This window comes from Melittangium boletus DSM 14713, from assembly GCF_002305855.1.
GTDB lineage: Bacteria > Myxococcota > Myxococcia > Myxococcales > Myxococcaceae > Cystobacter > Cystobacter boletus.
Genome location: NZ_CP022163.1, coordinates 4298916 through 4320684, shown reverse-complemented (window position 1 = coordinate 4320684; position 21769 = coordinate 4298916). Strand labels below are relative to the sequence as shown.

The window sequence follows — 21769 nt, the reverse complement described above, 5'->3', positions numbered from 1 at the left end:
GCGTCCCTACGCCTTCACGTCTTCCGCGTCGTCCTCGAACGGCAGCAGGGCCTCGGCGGGCGCGGGCTCCAGGTTCTCGATGTCATCGAGGCTCGCGACGAACGCGCCCGCGTGCGGGTCCTCCACCTCGGCCGGCTCCAGGTTCTCGATGTCATCGAGGCTCGCGAGGAACAGGTCCGCGCCGGGATCGCTGTAGACCTCTTCCTCGTCGTCGACATCCTCGGCCTGCTGGAGCACCTCGAGTTCCTCGGCCATCCAGTCCGCCGCGTCCTCCTCCGCCGGAGACTCGTCCAGGAGGAAACCTTCCTCCAGCTCGGCGGCGGCCGCGGCGGCGGCCTCTTGCGCGGCCAGGGCATGCTCGGCGGCGCGCAGCTCGGCCTCGGCCTGCTCGAGCTCGGCGCGCTGCGCCGCGGCACGCTCTTCCCGAGACACCCGCTCATACACATTGGCCCGGGCGAGCTGCGCGAGCGACACGCCCGGCTTGTTCGCGTGGCGGGGCTCCGGCTGCTCCAGCTCGTCGCGCGTGCCGCCCTTGAGGTCCACCAGCTCCTCGGGAAGCTTCTCGTACCCGTCGCGCATCATCAGCCTGGAGCGCAGCGTCTCGACCTGCTGGGCCTTGCGCGCGCGCTCGGCCTCGAGGGCTTCCAGTTCGGCGCGGTAGTGGCTGTTCAGGGACTCCAGACCGTCTTCCTCGGTCTTGAGCTCCGGGTCATCGGCCCCGATGTGCTTCTCCACCGGATCCACGCGCCGTTGGGCCTGCACGAGGCTCGCGGTGGAGACGAAGGGATTGAAACCAACCCTGCGGATGGACATCGGCGAGCCTCGTTGAACACACGGGGGGGACTTCGTTGGGGGATTGTCGCAGCAAGCGGGTCCGGGTTGCGAACCCCCTCTGAAAAAGCGAGCCTGCCAGCCCACACTTCCCGTACGGCCGGAGGCCCACTCGACAGGACCCTGGCCCGGAGGTCGCATGCCATCCGCGTCCAGCCACTACAAGGCGAACCTGCGAGACCTGAACTTCAATCTCTTCGAGTTCCTGGACATCGGCCACACGAGTCTGGGCAAGGCGCCCTTCGGGGACTTCGACGAGACGGCGGCGCGCCAGACGCTGGAGACCTTCGCGGCGCTGTGCACCCACGAACTGGCGGCCAGCTTCGCCGAGTCGGAGCACCACCCCCCCCGGCTGGAGGGCGGCGAGGTCCGGCTTCCGCCGGGGATGAAGCGCTCGCTGACGGCCTACTACGACGCGGGGATGCACCACCTGGAGCTGCCCACGGCGCTCGGGGGAATGGCGGCGCCGCCCACGCTCGGCTGGGCGGCGTTCGAGCTGCTCGTGGGGGCCAATCCCGCCCTGGCCTTCTTCACGCTGGGTAACATCCTGGCGCGCGTCATCGACCGGCTGGGCACCGAGTCCCAGAAGAAGCGCTACCTGCCGGCGATGATGGAGCGGCGGTGGGTGGGCACCATGGTGCTCACCGAGCCGGACGCGGGCAGTGACGTGGGCGCGGCGCGCACGAAGGCCCGGCGCGTGGAGGGAGACGTCTGGGAGCTCGAGGGCGTCAAGCGCTTCATCACGAGCGCGGAGACGGACCACGCGGAGAACATCGTCCACATGGTGCTGGCGCGGCCCGAGGGAGCGGGCCCGGGCACCAAGGGCCTGTCGCTCTTCATCGTGCCCAAGTTCTGGGTGGAGGAAGGGGGCGTGCTCGGCGAGCGCAACGGCGTGGTGTGCACGAAGATCGAGGACAAGATGGGCCTCAAGGGCTCGGTGACGAGCGAGCTGACGTTCGGGGACGGCCAGCGCGCGCGGGGCCTGCTGCTGGGCGAGGTGCACGACGGCATCCGGCAGATGTTCCACATCATCGAGCAGGCGCGCATGGCGGTGGGCATGAAGTCCATGGCCACGCTGTCCACGGCGTACCTGAACGCGCTGGAGTTCACCCGGGAGCGCAAGCAGGGCGCGGACCTGATGGGCGCCCGGGACGCCCACGCGCCGCGCGTGCCCATCCTGCGCCACCCGGACGTGCGGCGGATGCTGATGGCGCAGAAGGCACACGCCGAGGGCATGCGGGCGCTCGCCCTGTACACGGCGTCCATGCAGGACCAGGTGGAGCTGCGCGGCGGACACCGGGCGCTGGAAGCCGCCGAGTACGACTCACTCAATGATCTGCTGTTGCCACTGGTGAAGGGCTACTGCTCGGAGAAGGCGTATGAGCTCCTGGCCCTGTCGCTGCAATGCCTGGGCGGCTCGGGCTACCTCAAGGACTACCCGATGGAGCAATACATCCGGGATCAGAAGATCGACACGCTCTACGAGGGCACCACGCACATCCAGGCGTTGGACCTGCTGATGCGCAAGGTGGCGCGCGACGGTGGGACCACGTTGCAGGGGCTGCTCGGACGGGTGCGCGCGACGGCGGAGGGAGACGAGGGCGGCGAGGAGCTGAAGGCCGAGCGCGCGGCATTGGGCCAGGGGCTCACCGCGATGGAGACTATGCTGGGCACGCTGATGGGCAAGCTCGGCGAGTCCGTGTACCACGTGGGCCTGCAGGGCAACCGGGTGCTGATGGCGCTGGCGGACCTGATCGTGGGCTGGCTGCTGGTGCGGCACGCGGCGGTGGCGCTCGAGCGCGCGAAGGAGAACCCAGGAGACAAGGCCTTCTACGCGGGCAAGGTCGCGAGCGCGCGCTGGTTCTGCCACGAGGTGCTGCCGGGCCTGGAGCACGCCGCGCGCATGGTGGAGCGCGGCGACCTGGAGTTGATGAACCTGCCCGACGAGTCGTTCTGACCGGAGGCGCCCGAGAGGCACGCGCCCGATCAGTGAGGCGCGGGAGCCGAGCCCGGCGTCGCGGTCTTCCCAGGAGGAGTCGTCTGCGTCTTCTGGGGAGCGGGCGCCTTCGCGTCCGGAGCCGTCTGCGTCGAGCCCGAACCCTCCGCCTGAGGAGCGGAAGAGGCCGAGCCTGTCACCCGCATGGTGCCGCTCTTGTATTGGGTGTACTTGTTCTCGTCGCCCTTGTGCATCCGGCCCGTCATGACCTGTCGCGTCTCGGTTTTGAACCAGGTGCCGGAGGACTCCTTGATATCGCCAGAGGTCTTCGAATCGATGATCTCGATGGCCCGTCCGTTGAGCGTGATGCGAGCGGGGCGATAGCGCGTGTTGCCGTTCTCGTCCCCATCGTGCGCACGGCCGATCAACACCATGCCCGCGGGCGCGTTGTACCAGGTGCCAGAGGACTCCTTGATGTTGCCGCTCCAGTTCTGCGCCTCGATGCGGATGGTGCCTGAAATGGGCGCGAGGGTATCCGCGTCGATCGCCTCCAGGGAGGCGCACTGGTAGGTGGTCTGTCCGTTCTCATCCCCCGTGTGCATCCGGCCCGTGAGCACCTTGTCCGACGGACAGGTATAGGAGCTGTTGCTCTCCTTCATGGAGCTGGAGTCGGTACGCTCCAGGGGGACGATGAGGATGGTCTGCGCGGAGGCGAGGCTGGAGACCAGACAGGAGCCCATGAACAACAGGGCGAAGGAGTTCTTGGGACGGAGGGCGCTCATTTTTCTCCAAGTGATGAAATACAACACCTTGTGTGAACCAAGGCCTTATAACCATCCGCCTCTTTCACGAAAAAGGCTGTCTTCCACCAACGTGCGCTCCGCGACACTTCCGCCCCACCCGGCCTCCTACTGGATCTTCTTGTGCCAGGGACCGAGGGGACCGGTGGTGGCCGCCTGCTCACCCACCTCGCCCCAGGCGCCCGCGAAGTCCTTCCACGGCTGGTCCTGAAGCGCCTGCACGTTATCCGTGATGACCCACGCCACGCCGCCGTCCCGGGTTTCGTCTGTACCAGCGATGTGGAAGTTGCCCACCGAGGGGTAGAGCGCGTGGGTGCCCTTGGCGGCGTACACCACCAGGTACTGCACGTTGCCCTCGACATACGTCTGCAGCGAGGAGATGGGATGGAACGTCCGCTCGCCATGCGCGCTCAGCGACGCACCGGTGATGAGCCCGTTGGACGTGTGGACGGTGACGTCTTCCCAATCCCCCTGATGGGAGAAGCTGATGATGTAGGAAGACTCGTTATAGCCATAGAAGAGCCAGTACTGCTGGCGTCCGTCCTGCGTCTGGTAGCGGAATGAGGGCACCTGCCCGGTGGGCGAGAAATTCCCCTGCGGATGACCCTCGGGCTGCAGGAACACGTTCAAATCGCTGCCGGAGTTGGAGTCCCGAGGGCGGCGGTTCGTTCCATCCGGGTTGATCGCGTAGCTGTTGATGATGCTCACCGGGATGTCGAAGTAATCCCAGGACTTGTCGTTTCCGGTGACCCACGAGTAGCTGGACTTGCTGAAGCCCTGGTCCGTCCCCCACCCCTTGTGATGGCGGAAGCGGGACGCGTGGATGAAGTCCATCGGGTCCATCGGATAGAAGGCCTCCTGCGGGTGCAGCTTCACGATGATGCGGAAGGCATTGGGCGGAGGCGGCACGGACACACGCAGGGAGCCGCTGCGGTAGTAGGAGTTCTTGTTCTCGTCTCCCTGGTGCATGCGGCCCGTCATGACCCGCCGCGAGTCGGTGGTGAACCAGAGGGAGGCGGACTCCTTGAGGCCACCCGAGGTGATCAGGTCGACGACCTCGGTGGCCTGGCCGTTGAACAGGACGCGGCCGGTGAGGTAGCGCGTGTTGCCATTCTCATCACCGGTGTGCTGACGGCCGATCAACACGGTGCCCTGGGGCGAGTCGAACCAGATGCCAGCGGACTCCTTGATCCAGTTGCTCCACCCGAGCACTTGGACCTCGATGGTGCCCGCGACGGGCTGGTTGAACTCATTGAGCGCCTGGAGCGTGGCGTACTGGTAGACGGTCTGTCCGTTCTCATCTCCGCCATGCCAACGGCCCGTGAGCACGGTGTTCGTCGGACTGACGAAGGTGCTGCTGCTCTCCTTGCTGGAAGCCGAGTTGTATCGGTACTGGGGGACGAGGAAGACGGTCTCCGCGAAGGCGGCGCTGGAGAAGAGGCACAGGCCCATGAGCAACAGGGCGAGGGGGTTCTTGGGTAGGGACGATCGCATGGAGAGATTCCGGGAAGTTCGATGCAACAGCGAAAAATCAGGTCCATGATACCATAAAATTCCCATTTAACCGGAAAACATGATTCCCACGCGATACTGGATTTGCCCCAGCTACGTGGGTCTGCCGCACTTTATGTGCGCCATGAGCCATCCAAGTTCATGGACTCCTGCGGCTCCGTTGCATGCGACTCGCCATCCGAACGGCGAGCTCACAGTGTGCGGGAGAGCCCCAAAACCGGGGCAGGCTCACCTGCCGCACGAGGCCCAGTGCCCGCTTCACAGAGAGGGCCCCTTCCTCGCGCAGCAGGGTGCGCTGGCCAGAGACGAAGTCCAGCACCATGTAAGGGTAAAGAGGCACCCTCCTGCACACCATGGTCGATGACCAAGACGCAGCACGGATGCGATGTCGGCTCAATGGAGGCGCGGGAGGACACCAACAACCCCTTCCGACCAGACCACACGCGGCCACGGGCCACTCTTCACTTCCTTATGCGTGGATCTCGTCCGCTTCGATCCAATCGGCCTTGATCCGCGAGGGAGTATGCCCGCAGAGCTGTGTGTACATGTGTACATGACGTGAGCGGAGAATTCCTCAACGTTCACTGCATAACATTTCCGCACCGGGCCTCTTGTCTTGGAGATGGAGCGTCACTCCCGACGCCCCCCGCTTAGAGGGTCCATGGGCCGCATGAAAATCCGGGTGCTGCATCTTCTGTGTTCTTGGTTGGTCGTCCTGATGGCTTGCGGTCAGGCGGCTCCTACGGGGTCGGCTCAGGTGGTGGCCTCCCTCCAGCAATCGCTGTCCGCCACGGACGTCACACGGGTCCAGGTCACCGTGAGTGCCGCCGACATGGCGCCCCGGAGCGTGGAACTGGTGAAGACGGAGGGCAAGTGGGCGGGCATTCTCGGGGAACTTCCCGCTGGCATGGACCGTACGTTCTCGGCGCGGGCCTTTGGGTCGGATGGCACGGCTCTGTACGGCTGGGATGCGACGGGGGTGACAATCACGGCGGGGCAGGTCTCGATGGTGTCCCTGATCCTCCAAGAGCTGAATCCACCCCCTCCATTTGAGAACGCAGCGCCGTGCATCGGCTCCCTGATCGCCAATCCGAGCACAGTGGAGCCCGGGGGCGAGGTGACGCTGCTGGCCTCGGCGAAGGACGTGAACCCGGGCGATACACTCACCTACGCCTGGACCGCCGCTGCGGGCTCTTTCAGCGCCAGTACGAGTTCCTCGACATCCTGGACGGCCCCCTCAAGCACGGGTCCGGTCGTCCTCACGCTCACCGTGACGGACTCCAAGGGCGCCACGGCCACAGTGAGCCTGACCATCACCGTGCGCCCAGGGCGGGGAGGTGCGGCGGTGGATATCTCCCTCAACACTTGGCCACAGGTCTCCACGGTCAACGCACTCCCTTCCGCAGTGCGCGTGGGCGAGCCGACCTCGGTGACCGCCGTCGCGAGCGACGTCGATGGAGACGCCCTCACCTATCTGTGGAACTCCAGCTGCAAGGGAACCTTTGGAAACGCCCATGCGGCGGCCACCACGTTCACACCCTCCGAGCAGCCCTCCGGTGAGACCTGCGCGAACTGCACGTTGTCAGTGCGAGTGGAGGATGGACGCGGGGGGCACACGACGGGCTCTTTCGCCTTCTGCGTGGGAGACAAGCCGACGGCTCGCTTTCCACCGGAGATCGTGGAGACCTTTCAGTCGGTGGCGTCCGCCAAGGCGGGAGGCTCCGTCGTGTTCCGGGTGAAGGCGGAGGACCCTCAGGCCAGCGCGCTCACGTTCTCCTGGAGCGCGTCCGTGGGTCTGATCTCGACACCTTCCAGTACGTCCAACACCAGTGACGTGGTGTGGCGCGCGCCCGCGTGCACGCCGACGGGCGACGCCGCCGTCATTTCCATGACCGTGAAGAACGCGCTTGGCCTGTCTGCCTCCACCTCCTTCCAGGTTTCAGGAGGTACGGTTTGTACGGATGTGTGGACGCCAACGGGTAGCCTGCTCAGGGCCCGCAGCGCCCACACCACCGAGGTTCTCGCTTCGGGGAAGGTCCTGGCGGTGGGCGGGATCGACGCAGCGGAGGCCCTCGCGAGCTCGGAACTCTATGATGCCTCCACCGGCCGGTGGAGTTCCACCGGGAGCATGACGTCTCCCCGGTTCTATCACGCCACCGTCTTGCTCGCCTCCGGGAAGGTCCTGGCGGTGGGCGGGTATGACAACAATTACAACGTGCTGGCCAGCGCGGAGCTTTACGATCCGGCGACTGGAAAATGGACGCGCACTGGAAGCATGACGTCGGCGCGGGCACTACAGACGCTCAGCATCCTTCGCTCTGGATGGGTGCTCGCCACGGGCGGGTACAACGGCGCCGACGCGCTCTCCAGCGCGGAACTCTACAACCCCGCGACGGGCACCTGGAGCACGACGGGGATGATGAGCTTCAGTCACTACCAGCACACCGCGACTGTTCTGCCCTCAGGCGAAGTGCTCGTCATCGGAGGCAGCAACGACGTGGGCCCGATCGCCAACGCCGAGCTGTACAACCCGGTGTCGGGAGGCTGGTCGGTGGTGGGTAGTATGACCTCTGCTCGCTATTCCCATACCACCACCTTGCTGGCGACGGGCGCGATGCTGGTCGCCGGAGGCAGCTCCGACGGGGTGAACACACTCTCCAGCGTGGACCTTCAGGACTCGCCCGCCGCAGCTTGGCGGTCGGGTGGGCGCATGGCATCCACTCGCGCGATGCATGCCTCCAGTGTTCTCCAGAACAAGGTTCTGGTGATGGGAGGTATGTCGGGCTCCCTTACACTCTCCAGTACGGAGCTGTATGACGTGGCGAAGGGCACTTGGTCGCAGTCCGCCAACATGGCGCAACCGCGCTATCAGCACACAGCCAGCGTTTTGCCTTCTGGCAAGGTTCTGATCTGCGGGGGCCTTGGCGCAGGTGGTTCGATGTCGAGCGCCGAGCTCTACACGCCTTGAGTGTTGAGTGGATTTGGGTGGCTGTGTTCTCTTTTCTGAAATTGGATATTGGCATGTTCAAATTGCGAAATGCATTAAAGCTGGGTTGTTTCTTCCTTGGGGCGTTGGCTGCAACTCCGGCGGTCGCCCAGACCACGCCGCAGTTGGTGGTGGAAGGCGTGGATGTGGATTACTTGGGCGAGGGCTTGTTCGTCTCGGGCCGGGGCTTCGACAACGGCACCAGCCCGGTGGTGAAACTGGCGGGGCGGTCTCTGGAAGTGAAAGCCGTCGCCAGTGACGGCAAGGGGCTGACCGTGTTGTTCCCCTCTGACCTCTCGGGCCTGGTGGGCTCCTACCTGCTGACAGTTTCTACGGGCTCGGCGGTCGCCCAGAACGATGCCTTCTCGCTGACCCTGGGGGCGGCGGGTCCTCAAGGCCCCTCCGGCCTGGCGTCGCTGACGAAGACGGCCCTGGTCTCGCCCGGCACGAACTGCGCGGCGGGGGGAGTGCGCATCGACACGGGTGTGGACAGCAACCGCAACGCGCTGCTCGACCCATGGGAGGTCAACACCTCCATGACCCGCTACATTTGTAACGGCATTCAAGGCCCAGTGGGGCCGGTGGGACAGCAGGGCAACACCGGACATCAAGGTATCAAGGGAGACAAGGGAGACAAGGGAGACAAGGGAGACAAGGGAGACAAGGGAGAAAAGGGAGATCAAGGCATCCCGGGCGGCTTTACTGGCTCTTTTAGCTGCATTAATGTGAATGGACCCGAGACATCATCCCGTGCGTTTAATTCCCCCTCACGCGCCACATGTCCAGCGCCTTGGATAGTTACAGGCGGAGCTTGCCGACACGGTTCCGGCACTGTCGTGGGAACAGGATCTGTCATATACGGCAATTCCTACGATTGTGTTCTCACTGGGCCCACTTCTGGGGCTGGCTCTGTATATGCTGTAGCGAGATGCTGTTTGGTCCAGTGAAAGGTGGAATCATCAGTTGAATCCCAGAGGGATTACTACGGCGATGACTTCCCCTACGCACGTACGCCACTACACTCCGCCTGCCTCCACACATCAAGCAAGCCAACACGTCCAGCGCGAACGTCCTGCGTAGCAGCCCGGCGAGAGTCCCATCTGGGTGTGCGCTCCTTCTTCGGCGCCTCCACCGTCTCGGCAAAGGACGGGCTCTCCTCCTCCGGCTCCGGCCTTGCCTCTGCTTCGGGAAGCCATTACGAGCCGTGCCGAACTTCACGGGATGGAGCGCCCGCCGATCTCCGGGAAGCGCTCGTGGGCCCGTTTGAGCGCGTCCAGTACGTGGGGTTGTCCAGGTCGAGCGGCGCATCCGTGAGCCGGACAATCCACCCTCCTGTCGCGGTTCGCCGCACCCGCGAGAGTAGATCCGCGTCTCGCACCGGGTCCGAGAAGTCGATCGCCCGTGCGGCAGCATCCGACCAGAAGTTCAGCCACCCGAGGTAATGAGGAATCTCCGGCGCAGGGTTGTACCGTGGGAGTATGAGCGAGGGCAACCCGTGGGGCGGCGCAAGCGTTCGCCCTGATGGCGATGGCGCTGCTGACGCACACGGCGAAGGGCTTCGCGGAGCAGGTGGGAACTCTGCCGGGTTCGGGGCAGATGTCGATGCGGGCCGCGAGCCGCGAAGGCATCCTGTTGTCGGAGGTGAGTTCGGCCGAGTCGGTGACGGTGACGGCCGAGGGCTTCAGCGTGGCGCTGGCACCGGGCGCGATCGCGATGGCGGCACGCGGCGCGCGTGCTGACCGCACGGAGACCCACCACATGGCGACCATCGCGAACAAGAAATCCACCCTGCGGGGTGGCCCGTGAACTCAACGGATGGAGCGGCTCTTCGCCAAGGCGGGAATGCAGCTGACGGACCGCGAAAACATCGTGCCCATCCAGGGGCACAAGGGGCCGCACCCACAGCGCTACCATGAGATCGTCTACGATCGTGTAGATAGGGCGCTGGGAGACTGTAGCAGCATCGCGGAATGCCGGGCGCGGCTACTGCCCGCGCTGGATGAACTCGCTAAACGGATCTCGATACCCGGAACGGAGTTGAACCGACTCGTCACCCTGGGGAAATGACGCTAGAACCTGCCTATGTCCCAGCGCTTCTTCAGGCTAGCCGACGACGTCTATGTCCCCCACCGCTGGCATCTGGATACGCCCAACAACAATCAGGGACGCAAGGTGCACGACTGGGACTTCAAGCGAGGAACGCCCGTGCAGATGGAGGGACGGTTGAAAATCCCCATCGAGACTGAGGGCAGGCCGCTAGACTTCTCCGAGGCAGGAATCAGGATTCCCGTCGTCCACGTCAAGGTGGCCGCCATGATGGCGGAGCGAGCCCACGGCGACGTGCAGTTGATCCCCGCGGACATTGAGGGCCAACCGGATCAGTACCTCGTCCTCGTAGCAACCCGCCTCATCCGCTGCATCGACGAAGAGGCGTCCGAGGTAAGCTTCTGGAAGCCAGAGCATGGAGTGCCCGAGAAGGTCGGGCAATACATGGGCGTGGATCGCTTGCGCATCGACAAGGAGAAGGTAGGGAACGCCAAGGTGTTCCGTCCTGAGGGGTGGGAGGTCGCCCTGATCGTCTCCGAGGAGATCAAGGACGCTTTAGGGCGCTTGGGCGCTACGGGCACGCGATTCGAGGAGGTCTAATCAATGACCGTGCCCCACTCCCCGGTGCTCGAGTTTCCAGCGATGCTCCACGGCCTCACCGGCACCGTTCTCCGGAATGTGAGAGCCAAGGGCCAGGGATGGGCCCGGGAGTACCTCAAGACGAGTGTCTTTACCCAGCCCCAGCGAATGCTCCAGGTGCCGCCCGGCGAGCTTCTGGAAATGCAATCGGGGGTCTTGTTCGACAACAAATCCCACCCCCGCTGGCGGGTGCACCTGTTCGCCGAAGTCTTCATGAGCTTGAATGATGGCGTCCCGAAAGAGGAGCGCCCGCGGATGGAGAAGGCCTTCGAGTCCTTCTGCCTGAGCACCCCGTGGGGCGCCCTCTTCCATGCCGTGTCTCCCCTCCCACCACGAAGCGCGGAGCGCATGGCGAGGCGGCTCGCCGCGCTGCTGCGCTTCTGGGATGTGCTCCAGGGCCCGCGCTACGCGTTCTGGTTCGACCGGAAGGACACGCTGGAGGAGTTGATGGAGGACATCTACCGCGAGACGATGGAGGCGTGGTGCCCCGGAAGCTCCGCTTCGGTGCGTGAACACCTGGCGCTGACGGTGGAGCGCATGGCTCACGCGACCCGAGAGGATTGCATGGAGGCCGTGCTCCGGGTGATGCCCGCCCTGGTCGGGGTGGACACCGGATTCAAGCACCGCGAAGTGCTCGGCGATCCGGGCTTCCTGCGCGAGCGCCTCGCCGCGCTCCGCCCAGAGGACTTCGAGGATGTCTCCAGCGCCTACAAATACACGGTGAGCATGCGGTTGGCTGCCTGGGACAGGGAGTTGGGGCGGCATTAGCAGCCACACAAGTGTGTGTCCCGTGTGACGCAGGTGGCCCACGAGCCGCACTCCGTCCAGGTGCCAGGCGAGCAGGGAAGCCCCGCGCATGGCGCGTGCAATGCACCGCCATCTGGAGCACAACGCGAGGGCGCGTCGGCACACGCGCGAAGGAAGGACAGGCGGAAGATGCACGAGGGAATCGTGGGAGCAACCGGGGGGAAAGTGGCGTCGTGGCTGGAGCTGTCGGCGGGAGCGCTCGCCACGAACGTGGCCACGCTGCGCGCTCTGTCCACCGAGACGGGGGGACCCCGGGCCCTCGGCGCCGTGCTCAAGGGCAACGCCTACGGCCATGGCCTCGCTCAGGTGCTGCCGCTCGTCCACCCCCTGGTGGACGTCCTGTACTTCATCACCCCGGGCGACGCGCTGACGGTGCGGACACTCGAGCGGGCGAGAGGCCTGCCCTCCCGGCAGGTGCTCGTCATCGGCGCCATGGACGCCGAGGAAGCGGTGGCCCTCGCCCATGAGGGGATAGAAGCGGTGTTGGGCGATGGCTCCTGGCGGGACATCGTGACGGAGCTGCGCCGGGCGAAACCCGCCCGCCCCCTCCGGGTGCACGTGCATGTGGACACGGGCCTGGGCCGCGAGGGCTTCACCCCCGGGCAGATCTCCCACGGGGAGCTCGACTTCCTGCGCGACGCGACGGACGTGCTCCAGGTCGTGGGCGTGCTGAGCCACTTCGCCAACACCGAGGACGTGACGGAGCAGCAATACGCCGAGTCCCAGCTCGACGTGTTCGAGGCCGGACTGAGCGCGCTGCGCGCGAGCGTGCCGGTCCAGGAGCCCCTGCAACGGCACATGGCCGCCAGCGCGGCGACGCTGGTGCTGCCCCGGGCGCGCTATGACGCGCAGCGGGTGGGTATTTCACTGTATGGCCTTTGGCCCTCGGTGGAGACGCGGCTGTCGGCGCGGCTGGTGCTCGGCCGGGTGCCCGAGTTGAAGCCGGTGCTCTCCTGGCGCTGTCCGAGTCAAATCGTGAAGTGGCTGCCCGCGGGCAGCTACATCGGCTACGGCTGCACCTACCGGTGCGCGGACGCCACGCGCGTGGCGGTGCTGCCCGTGGGCTACTTCGACGGCTACCCCCGGCTCCTGTCGGGCAAGGCGCACGTGCTGGTGAACGGGCGGCGCTGTCCGGTGCTGGGCCGGGTGATGATGAATCACATCATCGTGGACGTGACTCACGCCACGCGGGACGAGCGGCCCCTGACGGCGACGCTGCTCGGCCAGGAGGGCGATGAACACCTGCACGCCGAGGCGCTGGCCACCTGGGCCCAGACCATCCACTACGAGTTGGTGACCCGGCTCGGCGCCCACCTGCGGCGCGTCGTCGTCCCCTGATCACGGCGCCAGCGCCGGCGTACAACCAAACACGGACATGTCCTCGGTGACGGTGGCGCAGGTCCACCCCGGCTGACAGGCATCCGGCGCCATCGGGTCGCACTGTTGGAAGCAGGTGCTGACCGTGGCGCTGCCCATGCCGCAGACCTCGCCCGCCGAGCAGGTGTCCGCCAGGACGGGATTGCAGATCCGGGCACACCAGAACGTGGCCCGTCCCCGGGACATGCGCAGGTTGCACCGCTCGCCCTCGGGGCACGGCGTGTCCTGACAGTCGCCTCGCGCGTCCGCGAGACATTGAAAATCCCCGTCCCGGACGCGCCCGCAGTGTTGTCCCTCCGGACATCCGCGCCGCTGGCAGTCGGGGAAGCACCCGGAACCATCCAACCCCTCGGTACAGACGAATCCCTCCTCGCAGCGCGTATGGCCCTCGAGCGAGCACGGCGTGGTGCACACCTGGTTCACGCACCGCAGGCCCTCGCGGCAGGACCCCGTGGGAGACAGGGGCAACACATCACAAGGCTCGCCCTCGGCGCGCAGTCCCTCGGGAGCACAGCGGCGCACGACGGCGCCGGTGGCGCCCGTGGTCACCGCGCGGCACACGGCGCCGGGAAAACAGTGGGTGTCGACCTCGCACTCGGAAGCCATGCACTCGAAGCGGCGCGTCTCGTGATTCGCGACGCATCCCTGACCCGAGGGACAATCTCCATCCGTCCGGCAACTCCCGCACGAAAAGCCCTGCCCCTCGCGCGTGCAGCGCATCCCCGACACGGGAAGCCCATCCGGCGCTGTTTCCCGCGATGACAGGGGGAGTTCCACCCCAACGGGGAGTGGATCGGAGCGAGACTCGGGGGAGGGCGGCGCGGACTCAGCCCCTCCGAAGAAGTCAGGCACCCTCGCGAGGGCGACCGCGGCGACGGGAACGAACCGGGGCGTTCCCGTCCAACCGCCGAGGGACGCGCTCCGGAGACGGGGCTCTGGGGCGAGCGCCTCGGGAGGAGCCGATGCTGGCGCCTCCCAGTCCTCGAGGAGCGGGAGAGCCGCGCCCCACAGGAGCACGAGCAGACCCGAGCCCGCGCAGGCGAGCGCCGCTCGTCCCGCACGCATGTCGTCACCCCGACGTGGGGCCGTGTCTCTCCGCATGGAGTCCCCTCCCCCGCGCGCCAGGAGCGCGCCCTTCCCACCGCTCAGCAGGCGGAGACGTCACAGCACAGCAGATGGCCTCCATCCGAGCCACAACCGCACGGAGAGCACTGCCAGCACTCCTTGCGCATGGCATAGGCCGCGCCACTGCCCAGGGCAGCCGCCGCGCCAAGGATCAACATCCAACGCCGCCAATGCATCTTCACGTTCGTTTTCATGGTGTCCTCCGGGTTCACGACAAGCAGAAACAACCGCACATCGCACGGCGACAGGCAGGCGGATCATCCGAGGGAACACTGGACACGGTCAGCCCCCACCCACGACGCGAGGAGTCATGCCCACGCGCTCTGACCTGATGTGTCACCCAACCTAAACGATAGGCCTACCCCGGGGGAGGCCCAAAGTTGGCAACCGTGTACCCACCAACTCGCCCCAGAGGACAGGGAACCTGCACTCCAAGTGATTCATCCCTCCAAACCTTGACGCGAGGAGTCATCCTCATGCGTCAAGGATTCGTCCCATGGCGAGCCTCGATCGCCAGACACCAGAACCTGAACGCTGTTACAATCTGGCTCGCGGCGCGCGTCCCCGAACGCCGCTCCCCCCAAAGAAGATCAGGAGAAGAACCATGCGGCTGCGTCATTCCCTCTCATGGATGGGTGCGCTGGTGTTGGGCTCGCTCGTGAGTGGTTGCGGACCGGAGCAGGACGCCCCCGAGGCGTCTCCGTCCGCCACGATGCCCCAGGCCACGGCCACCACCGAGCAGGCGGCGGTGTCCACGGCGGGTGTCACCTCGCACTTCAATGATTGGTTGAAGGCCAACGGCTACGAGCCCGCGTACAACCTGGTGCGCGCGGATCTGTCCGGCGGCAGCTACGGAGGCAAGGCCAGCGCCTCGGACACGGTGGTGAACCAGCCCGTCATCTTCATCCACGGCAACTCGGACAAGGCCATTGGTACGGGCAGTGCGGGCCAGTCGGGCTGGAATGCCTCCATCGAGTACTTCCTGTCCAAGGGCTACAAAACGAGCGAGCTGTACGCCACGACCTGGGGCCCGGCGAGCGCGGCGATGTCGGCCTACCAGTACCACTCGAAGACGAACGTGATGAAGGTGCGCAAGTTCATCGAGGCGGTGAAGGCCTATACGGGCGCCGCCAAGGTGGACATCATCGCGCACTCCATGGGCGTGACGCTCGCACGCAAGGCCATCCTCGGCGGCTACGCCACGGACGCGCTGGAGGGGGGCCAGTACTACATCGGCGCGCCCCTGACGTCCTCGGTGGACACCTTCGTGGGCATCGCGGGCGCCAACCTCGGGCTGACCTCGTGCTACCAGACGGGCACCACCACCTATACGTGTGGCAACACCAATGGCCTCTACCCGGGCTACCTGACCGCGTTCGGCGTCAGCGGCCGCTCCGCCTACCTGGATGATCTGCTCGCCCAGAAGGGCTTCGAGGGCGCCTACCGCTACAGCATCTGGTCCACCGTGGACGAGATCGTCGGCTACGGGGGCGTCGTCTATGGGAGCTACACCTCTCAAATCCCGGGACAGACGGGAGAGAAGCGGTACTCGTCCACGCCCTACGGACACTTCAACTCCAAGGACCTCACCGGGGCCGTGCAGTGGAGCATGGTGAAGAACCACACCATTCCCTGACGCCCAGGACGGACACCGGAGCACTTCCCCCCGCTCCGGTGTCTGTCTTCTTCAGGGCGCCGGAGGAGAGGAGGCCCCGAGCCCGTCGAGGAAGCCGAACACCTGGGGGTTGTACTCCTGGGGGCAGTCCATCTGCACGATGTGGCCGCAACCCGCGAGTCCCACCAGCTTCGAGCCGGAAATCCGCTCGTGGCCATAGCGCATGACATCGCGCGCCCAGCCGCCGTGAAGGAAGGCGTTGGGGATGAGGCGGTCATCCTCGCCGTAGATGATGAGGGTGGGCACGGCCACCTGCGTCAGGCTGTCGCGCACGAAGTCGTTGTGGGCGAGGCCATTCACCGTGCGCACGTTGGCGTAGGCGTAGGAGTCGAACTCGGGGCTCTTGGCCACGCGCACGCGCTCCTCGATGAGCCAATCGAGCTCCGGCCGCCAGCGCTCGAAGTTGGCCTGCCGCACACTGCCCCAGATGGAGGACTCGGACGCGCTCTTGATGAGCGAGGTGCTGAAGGCGCGCTTGAACCAGGCCTTCTCCCGGACGCTGAAGTGCTCGAAGCCCGCGGGAGAGGTGAGCACGAGCGCCTTCAAATCCTGGGGGTAGCGCAGAGCGTAGGAGAGCGCCGTCTGGCCGCCCATGGAGTGGCCCACGAGGATGGGCTGGGAGGCGCCCAGCTTCTGGGAGAACTCGTGCACCACATCCGCCATGGCCTCCATGGTGTAGGGGAAGGAGGCGGGCTTGTCGGACTTGCCATAGCCCGGCAGATCCAAGGCGAGGACGCGATAGCCCCGGGCGGCGAAGGCATCCAGTTGGTAGCGCCAGAACTTCAGGTACGAGCCCAACCCATGGATGAAGACGACCGTCTGGGCGCCCTCGGGGTTGAGCTCGACGTAGGCCACCTCGGGCACGCGCTGGAGGGCGTGGGTGGCGGCCGTCTCCGGCAGGGCCATGCGTCCCAGGGGCCAGGGCTTGCCCTCGGTGGAGGAGTAGTCGAAGTCCTGGAAGGACAGGGCCGGGCGCGCCGCGTACGAGGTCACGCATCCGGAGGAGAGGCCCGCCAGGGCGAGCAGTGCCCATGCAATGGGAGTCTTCATGGTCAGAAGGCGTACCAGGTGAAGGTGGTGAAGCCGGCCCAGGGGTTGGCGGTGACGAACGTGTTGCCGTTGTAGAAGCTGCCCCGGAACATGTAGCCCGCGTGCAGGCCCACGGTCATGAGGTAGCGGATGGTGTAGCGCAGCTCGGCGTTGACCTCGGTGCCGATGACGCGGCCTCGCGCCACGCCCGGGCTGACTTCCGGAGGCGTGACGGAGCTCTGGGCGTACCCCGCGCCCACCCGGAGGTGGAGCTTGTTGGGGATGAGATCATACGCCCCGGTGGCGAGCAGGGCCTGGAGACCGAAGCCCTGGTTGGAGATGTCCGTCACCGCGCCCGTGTAGTTGTTGGCCGTGCTGGTGAAGGGGAACAACAGCATCATCTTGTGGTTGAACCACACCGCGCCGGGCAGGCCGTACTGGTTGAGCGTGAAGGCACTGGTGTAGCGGCCGTCGTTGAGATCCTTGTCGCCCGTGGAGAACATGCCCTCGAGCGTCAGCAGGTCATTCGACGTGCGCCCGTAGTTGTAGAGCAGCTCCAGGTTGGCTGACAGGCCGCTGATGTCCACCGCGCGGTTGAGCACCGTGTCCTCCTTGGTGCTCGTGAAGCGGCCGCCGTTGTACATGACGAAGCCGGAGGCGCCGAGCCGGCCGGTGCGGAAGTCGATGTTGTGGTGGAAGTTGGCGCCCAGCCAGCCCACCCAGCCCGTGGGGCGGTCGATGTTGAAGCGCGAGGTGCCCACGAAGAATGGCAGGCCCGTGGAGGAGGGGCCACTCTTGACCAGACCCTCGAAGGCGTAGGCATCGCCCTTGGTGTCGTCGCGCAGGTACCACGCCGACACGCCCACGTTCGTCCCGGGCGCCACGGACCAGGCGTAGTCGGCCATGCCCAGCAGGGCGTACTTGAGGCGGGGATCATCCAGCAGCGCCTTGTCCGCCTGCGCGCTGCCCAGCGGGAGCAGGCTCAACCGGGCGTGGCCCTTGTAGCTGCTGAACGCGGACACGCCCGTGGCGTCGCTGCCCAGGAAGGTCAGCTTGTAGCCGGTGCGGATGAGGTCGTTGAGCGGGGTGCGCGTCGGATCGAAATACGCGTCATAGACGGGCTGCGTGCCCACGATGAGCGCGAGCTCGCTCGGCTTGCGCGTGGGGTACAGGGCGACGTTGACGTTCTTCGTCTGGATGTTGACCTGGTCCGCGTTGAAGCCGCCGCCCTCGTTCTGCTGCAAGGCATTGGCCGAGCGGCCCCAGAGGTAGTCCACCTCCAGTTGGGCGCGGAAGCTCGCGAGGCCGTCCATGAAGTTCGGGCTGTATTCGATGACGGGAATCCAGCGCTGCTCCACGAAGAACGCCGAGCGGCCCGGCGTCGCGCGCACCGCGCTGCCCGCGCCAACGCCGATAGGGCCCAGCGCCACGCCCTTGAGGCCTGCGGGGTCCGCGATGAGGTTGGTGGCGGTGGCCCGGGTGAAGAAGTAGTTGATGAGCGTGAACTCGCGAGGCTCGGCGTCCTCCGCGCGATCCTTGGTGTCATACCACCCGGCGTAGGCGCCGGGCAGCGGCGGACCCGCCTGGGCCCACGCGGGAGAGGCAAGCCCCGCGAGGCCCAGGGTCAGCGCCAGCGCGCCCCCTCGCAGCCGTCTGTCTGTCTCGGAAAACCGCCACGTCATATCCGTCTCGTCTCCGGGAAGGGAGGGTCACGCGCCAGGCGAGGCGCCTCGGGTTTCTACTGGATGGTGTAGGTCTGGACGGCGTTGCCGGTGAACGGCGCGCCCTTGAGGATGACCGTGCTCGCGCCCACCGCGCCGTCGGCGCAGCGGTGGCCCGTGGCCTGGTTCACGAAGAACAGCTCCAGCTTGAGCGTCTTGCCATCCTGGCTCACCTGGCCACGGCCTTCCTGCACGACGCCACCCGGGAAGGTGTACGTCACGTCGAAGCAGCTCCCGTCCGCCTTCACGTTCTCGAGGAGCACGGCGGTGGAGGTGAACTCGAGCTGGGTCAGGACGGCGTCATGGTCGCACTCGCCCTTGTCGCCCACCTTGGGCGCGTTGAGCAGCGTGCCCAGCACGCTGGTGACCTTGTAGAGCTGCTCGCCCTCCACCGTCATGGTGACGGACTGGTAGCACTGGGTGGCCTGCCCGTAGTTGATGTCCTCGTCGTAGCCATTGGGGAAGCTGGGGATGTCCGCGCCCGTCATCACCAGCGTCTTGCCCGCCAGGGCCGCGTTGATCTTCGCCTGGGTGTTGTACTTGGGCCCATCGTTCGGGTTGGTCGGAGTCGGCGTCGTCGGCGGGTCCTCCACACCACAGCCCACCAGCCCCAACGCGCACAGCACCACCGCGGACAACAGTTGCTTCTTCATGGGACGACTCCTCTGGGTGAATTCGATGTCTGGCTTCAGGCCTTCGCGCCGCCGCTCGGGCCTTCTTCCGCGAGCGCCCGCTCGCGCAACTCGCGCTTGAGGATCTTCCCCGCCGCCGACACGGGCAGGGAGCCCACGCAGTCCACGCGCTTGGGCACCTTGTAGCGGGCCACCCGGCCACGCAGGTGCTCCAGCAGGGCCTCGGGGGTGGCCTGGGCACCCGGCTTGAGCACCACGAAGGCCCGCCCCACCTCGCCCCACTTCGCGTCGGGCACGCCCACCACCGCGCACGCCTGCACGGCGGGGTGCTCGTGCAGCGCGGACTCCAGCTCCAGCGGGTACACGTTCTCGCCTCCGGAGATGAACATGTCCTTCTTGCGACCGACGATGAAGTAGAAGCCGTCCGCGTCGCGACGCGCCAGATCCCCGGTGTGAAACCACCCCTGGGCGTCGATGGCCTCGGCGGTGGCCTCCGCGTTCTCGAAGTAGCCCGAGCACATGGAGGGCGCCTTGAGCACGAGCTCGCCCGTCCCGCCCTCGGACACTTCCCGGCCGTCATCGTCCACGAGCCGCGCGTCGACGAAGTAGTTGGGCCGGCCGATGGAGCCCGCCTTGGACACGGCGAACTCGGGGCCCATGCTGAAGATGCCGGGGCCGAACTCCGTCATGCCGAAGCCCTGCTTGAAGGGCACCCGGTGCACGGCCTGCCACGCCTGGAGCAGCGGCACCGGCAGGGGCGCCCCGCCGCTCGTCACGAAGCGCACGCTGGACAGGTCCGCCGAGCGGAAGCGGGGCGCGTCGTACATCTGCTGGTATTGCGTGGGCACGGCGAAGAAGAACGTCACCTTCTCCTTCTCCACCAGCCGCAGCATCTCGTCCGCGTCCCAGCGGCGCATGAGCACCACCGTGCCGCCCACGGTGAGCAGGGGCAGCGTGTACACGAGCAATCCGCCCGTGTGGAACATGGGCGTGTGCGTCACGGTGATGTCACCCGGCCGCAGCTCGTGCACGAGCGTGTTGAGCGTGTTCCACGCCACCATCCGGTAGCTGATGCACGCGCCCTTGGAGCGGCCCGTGGTGCCACCGGTGAAGAGCAGGCAGAGGATGTCCTCCTCGCGCACCTCCTCGTTCGTCACCTTCGTGGTGGAGCGGTGCGCGAGCGCCTCGGCATAGGGATGGCTGCCCGGCAGCCCCTCGCCCTCCAGGTGCACGAGCCGCAACGCGTCGCCCACCTGCCGGTGCACCGCCGCGATGCCGTTGCTGAACTCGTCGCTGAAGAGCAGCACGCGCGGACCGGTGTCCCGCACCAGCTCCGTCAGCTCCTGCGCGTGCAGGCGCCAGTTGAAGGGCACGAAGAGCGCCCCCAGCTTGCCGCAGGCGAAGAAGGCATCCAGGTACTCCACGCCGTTGTGGGCCACGAGCCCCACCCGGTCTCCCCGGCGCACGCCCGCCACGTCCCGCAACCAACCCGCGAGCGCCTCGGCGCGCGCGTTCATCGTCCGGTAGGTGTAGCGGCCCGCGTCTCCCCGGGCGACGTCCACCACCGCGGTCTGCTCGGGCCAGTACATGGCCCCCCGGCCCATCCAATCACCGATGAACATGGTGTGTGTCCCCTCCTTCGACTCGTGTGGCGGCTCAGGCCGTCCAGCGGTAGAGCGCCGAGGCCATGGCGAGCCCCCCGCCGCTGGCACACAGGGCGATGAGGTCGCCCTTCTTGATCTTCCCCTGGACCACCGCGTCATCCAGCGTCATGGGGATGCACGCCGAGCCCGTGTAGCCCCACTTGTCCATCGTCCAGTGCGTCTTGGACAGGGGCTGCTCGAGGACCTGCATGGTGGCCTCGATGGTGCGCAGGTTGAGCTGGGTGAGGATGAACTGGTCCACGTCGTTCATGGTCAGCTTCGCGCGCTCGAGCAGTTGCTTGAGGAGCTGGGGCCAGCGATCCGTGTTGAAGGTCGCGGGGAACTTGCGCACGAACTGCACCGCGGGCTTGCCGCCGGTGAGCGCCACCGTCTCCGCCGTGGCGGGCCGCCAGGTGCCACCGGTGTAGACACCCAGCGCGTCATGGTACTCGCCCGCCGCGAGCAGCTTCGCGCCGAGGAAGCCGGGCGTGTCCCCCGCGCCGAGCACCACCGCGCCCGCGCCGTCCGCGAAGAGCGTGCAGGTCTTCTTGTCCTTCCAGTTCACGTAGCGGGTCATCCCGTAGGCGCCCACCACCAGGACGCGCCGGTAGCTGTCGTCCGCGGCGATCGTCTTGCTCGCCACGTCCAGTGCCGTCACCCAGCCCGCGCACGCGCAGTTGAGGTCGTACGTCCCCGCGTTGGCCGCGCCCAGCTTCGCCTGCACCACCGAGGCCGTGGCGGGGCTCAGGTAGTCCGGCGTGTCCGTGGCCACGACGATGAGATCCAACTCGCCCGGCTTCACGCCCGCGCGCTCCATGGCCTGCCGGGCCGCGTTCACGCACAGGTCGGACGTCACCTCGTGCTCGGCCATGACGTGGCGCTGCCGGATGCCCACGTTCTGCTGGAGCCAGGCGTCCACGGGCTCGCCGAGGATGCGCTCCACGTCGGCGTTGGTGAGGACCTTCTCGGGGACATAGCGGCCGGTGGCCAGGATGTTGGCGTATCGCATC

Annotated in this window: 18 protein-coding genes and 1 pseudogene; 8 read left to right on the top strand and 11 right to left on the bottom strand. The window is 66.6% G+C overall.

The features are described 5' to 3' along the window. Positions 1–6: 6 nt before the first annotated feature. Complete coding sequence (locus MEBOL_RS18310; RefSeq protein WP_095978651.1) at positions 7–813, bottom strand: hypothetical protein; 807 nt, start codon at positions 811–813, stop codon at positions 7–9. Between the two features lie 157 nt (positions 814–970). Between MEBOL_RS18310 and MEBOL_RS18305 the strand changes: the two genes are divergently transcribed. Then, entirely contained in the window at positions 971–2788 is a 1818-nt protein-coding gene (locus MEBOL_RS18305) for an acyl-CoA dehydrogenase (RefSeq protein ID WP_095978650.1), read from the top strand. A 29-nt stretch (positions 2789–2817) separates the two neighbouring features. Here MEBOL_RS18305 and MEBOL_RS18300 read toward each other — a convergent pair whose 3' ends face one another. Next, the gene (locus tag MEBOL_RS18300) at positions 2818–3549 is read right to left on the bottom strand and encodes a hypothetical protein (protein ID WP_095978649.1); all 732 of its coding nucleotides are present in this window, start codon (positions 3547–3549) and stop codon (positions 2818–2820) included. Between the two features lie 126 nt (positions 3550–3675). Continuing rightward, complete coding sequence (locus MEBOL_RS42320) at positions 3676–5061, bottom strand: hypothetical protein (RefSeq protein WP_218920922.1); 1386 nt, start codon at positions 5059–5061, stop codon at positions 3676–3678. A gap of 679 nt (positions 5062–5740) precedes the next feature. Between MEBOL_RS42320 and MEBOL_RS18285 the strand changes: the two genes are divergently transcribed. Next, positions 5741–8047 (top strand): Kelch repeat-containing protein, encoded by a 2307-nt coding sequence (locus MEBOL_RS18285; protein ID WP_095978647.1) that lies wholly within the window; start codon positions 5741–5743, stop codon positions 8045–8047. Between the two features lie 17 nt (positions 8048–8064). Next, entirely contained in the window at positions 8065–9012 is a 948-nt protein-coding gene (locus MEBOL_RS18280) for a DUF7151 family protein (protein WP_157775155.1), read from the top strand. 248 nt (positions 9013–9260) lie between these two features. On the opposite strand, the gene MEBOL_RS42955 is transcribed toward MEBOL_RS18280, so the two are convergent. Next, on the bottom strand, positions 9261–9557 hold the full coding sequence (locus MEBOL_RS42955) for a DUF5953 family protein (protein ID WP_245919875.1): 297 nt from the start codon (positions 9555–9557) through the stop codon (positions 9261–9263). Between MEBOL_RS42955 and MEBOL_RS44245 the strand changes: the two are divergent. The 4 genes and pseudogenes from MEBOL_RS44245 to alr all read left to right on the top strand — a co-directional run. Then, positions 9557–10132, top strand: a pseudogene (locus MEBOL_RS44245) (AHH domain-containing protein); the annotation flags it as partial. The gene MEBOL_RS42955 and the pseudogene MEBOL_RS44245 overlap by 1 nt on opposite strands. 15 nt (positions 10133–10147) lie before the next feature. Then, positions 10148–10711, top strand: coding sequence for an imm11 family protein (locus tag MEBOL_RS18265; RefSeq protein WP_095978646.1), 564 nt, complete (start codon positions 10148–10150; stop codon positions 10709–10711). A 3-nt stretch (positions 10712–10714) separates the two neighbouring features. After that, positions 10715–11518 (top strand): hypothetical protein, encoded by an 804-nt coding sequence (locus tag MEBOL_RS18260; RefSeq protein WP_095978645.1) that lies wholly within the window; start codon positions 10715–10717, stop codon positions 11516–11518. 168 nt (positions 11519–11686) lie between these two features. Further along, complete coding sequence (gene alr, locus MEBOL_RS18255) at positions 11687–12895, top strand: alanine racemase (RefSeq protein ID WP_095978644.1); 1209 nt, start codon at positions 11687–11689, stop codon at positions 12893–12895. Here the strand turns inward: alr and MEBOL_RS18250 are convergent, their stop codons facing one another. Both MEBOL_RS18250 and MEBOL_RS41250 read right to left on the bottom strand, forming a co-directional pair. Continuing rightward, complete coding sequence (locus tag MEBOL_RS18250; protein WP_157775152.1) at positions 12896–13540, bottom strand: hypothetical protein; 645 nt, start codon at positions 13538–13540, stop codon at positions 12896–12898. Positions 13541–14079: 539 nt separating this feature from the next. Beyond that, the gene (locus tag MEBOL_RS41250; protein ID WP_157775149.1) at positions 14080–14253 is read right to left on the bottom strand and encodes a hypothetical protein; all 174 of its coding nucleotides are present in this window, start codon (positions 14251–14253) and stop codon (positions 14080–14082) included. Between the two features lie 410 nt (positions 14254–14663). Between MEBOL_RS41250 and MEBOL_RS18245 the strand changes: the two genes are divergently transcribed. After that, positions 14664–15695, top strand: coding sequence for a lipase family protein (locus MEBOL_RS18245; RefSeq protein ID WP_095978642.1), 1032 nt, complete (start codon positions 14664–14666; stop codon positions 15693–15695). A 51-nt stretch (positions 15696–15746) separates the two neighbouring features. Here the strand turns inward: MEBOL_RS18245 and MEBOL_RS18240 are convergent, their stop codons facing one another. Genes MEBOL_RS18240 through MEBOL_RS18220 form a run of 5 tightly spaced genes read right to left on the bottom strand, consistent with a single transcriptional unit; the run spans position 15747 to position 21768 of the window. Continuing rightward, positions 15747–16784, bottom strand: coding sequence for an alpha/beta fold hydrolase (locus tag MEBOL_RS18240; protein ID WP_095978641.1), 1038 nt, complete (start codon positions 16782–16784; stop codon positions 15747–15749). 2 nt (positions 16785–16786) lie between these two features. Then, complete coding sequence (locus MEBOL_RS18235) at positions 16787–18445, bottom strand: hypothetical protein (RefSeq protein WP_095978640.1); 1659 nt, start codon at positions 18443–18445, stop codon at positions 16787–16789. 56 nt (positions 18446–18501) lie between these two features. Then, positions 18502–19137: a hypothetical protein gene (locus tag MEBOL_RS18230; RefSeq protein ID WP_095978639.1), complete on the bottom strand. Its 636-nt coding sequence runs from the start codon at positions 19135–19137 to the stop codon at positions 18502–18504. A gap of 35 nt (positions 19138–19172) precedes the next feature. Beyond that, positions 19173–20738 carry an acyl-CoA synthetase gene (locus MEBOL_RS18225; protein WP_095978638.1) on the bottom strand — a complete coding sequence of 522 codons (1566 nt, stop codon included), beginning with the start codon at positions 20736–20738 and terminating at the stop codon, positions 19173–19175. A 34-nt stretch (positions 20739–20772) separates the two neighbouring features. After that, the gene (locus MEBOL_RS18220; RefSeq protein ID WP_095978637.1) at positions 20773–21768 is read right to left on the bottom strand and encodes a 3-oxoacyl-ACP synthase III family protein; all 996 of its coding nucleotides are present in this window, start codon (positions 21766–21768) and stop codon (positions 20773–20775) included. Between the last annotated feature and the right edge of the window lies 1 nt (position 21769).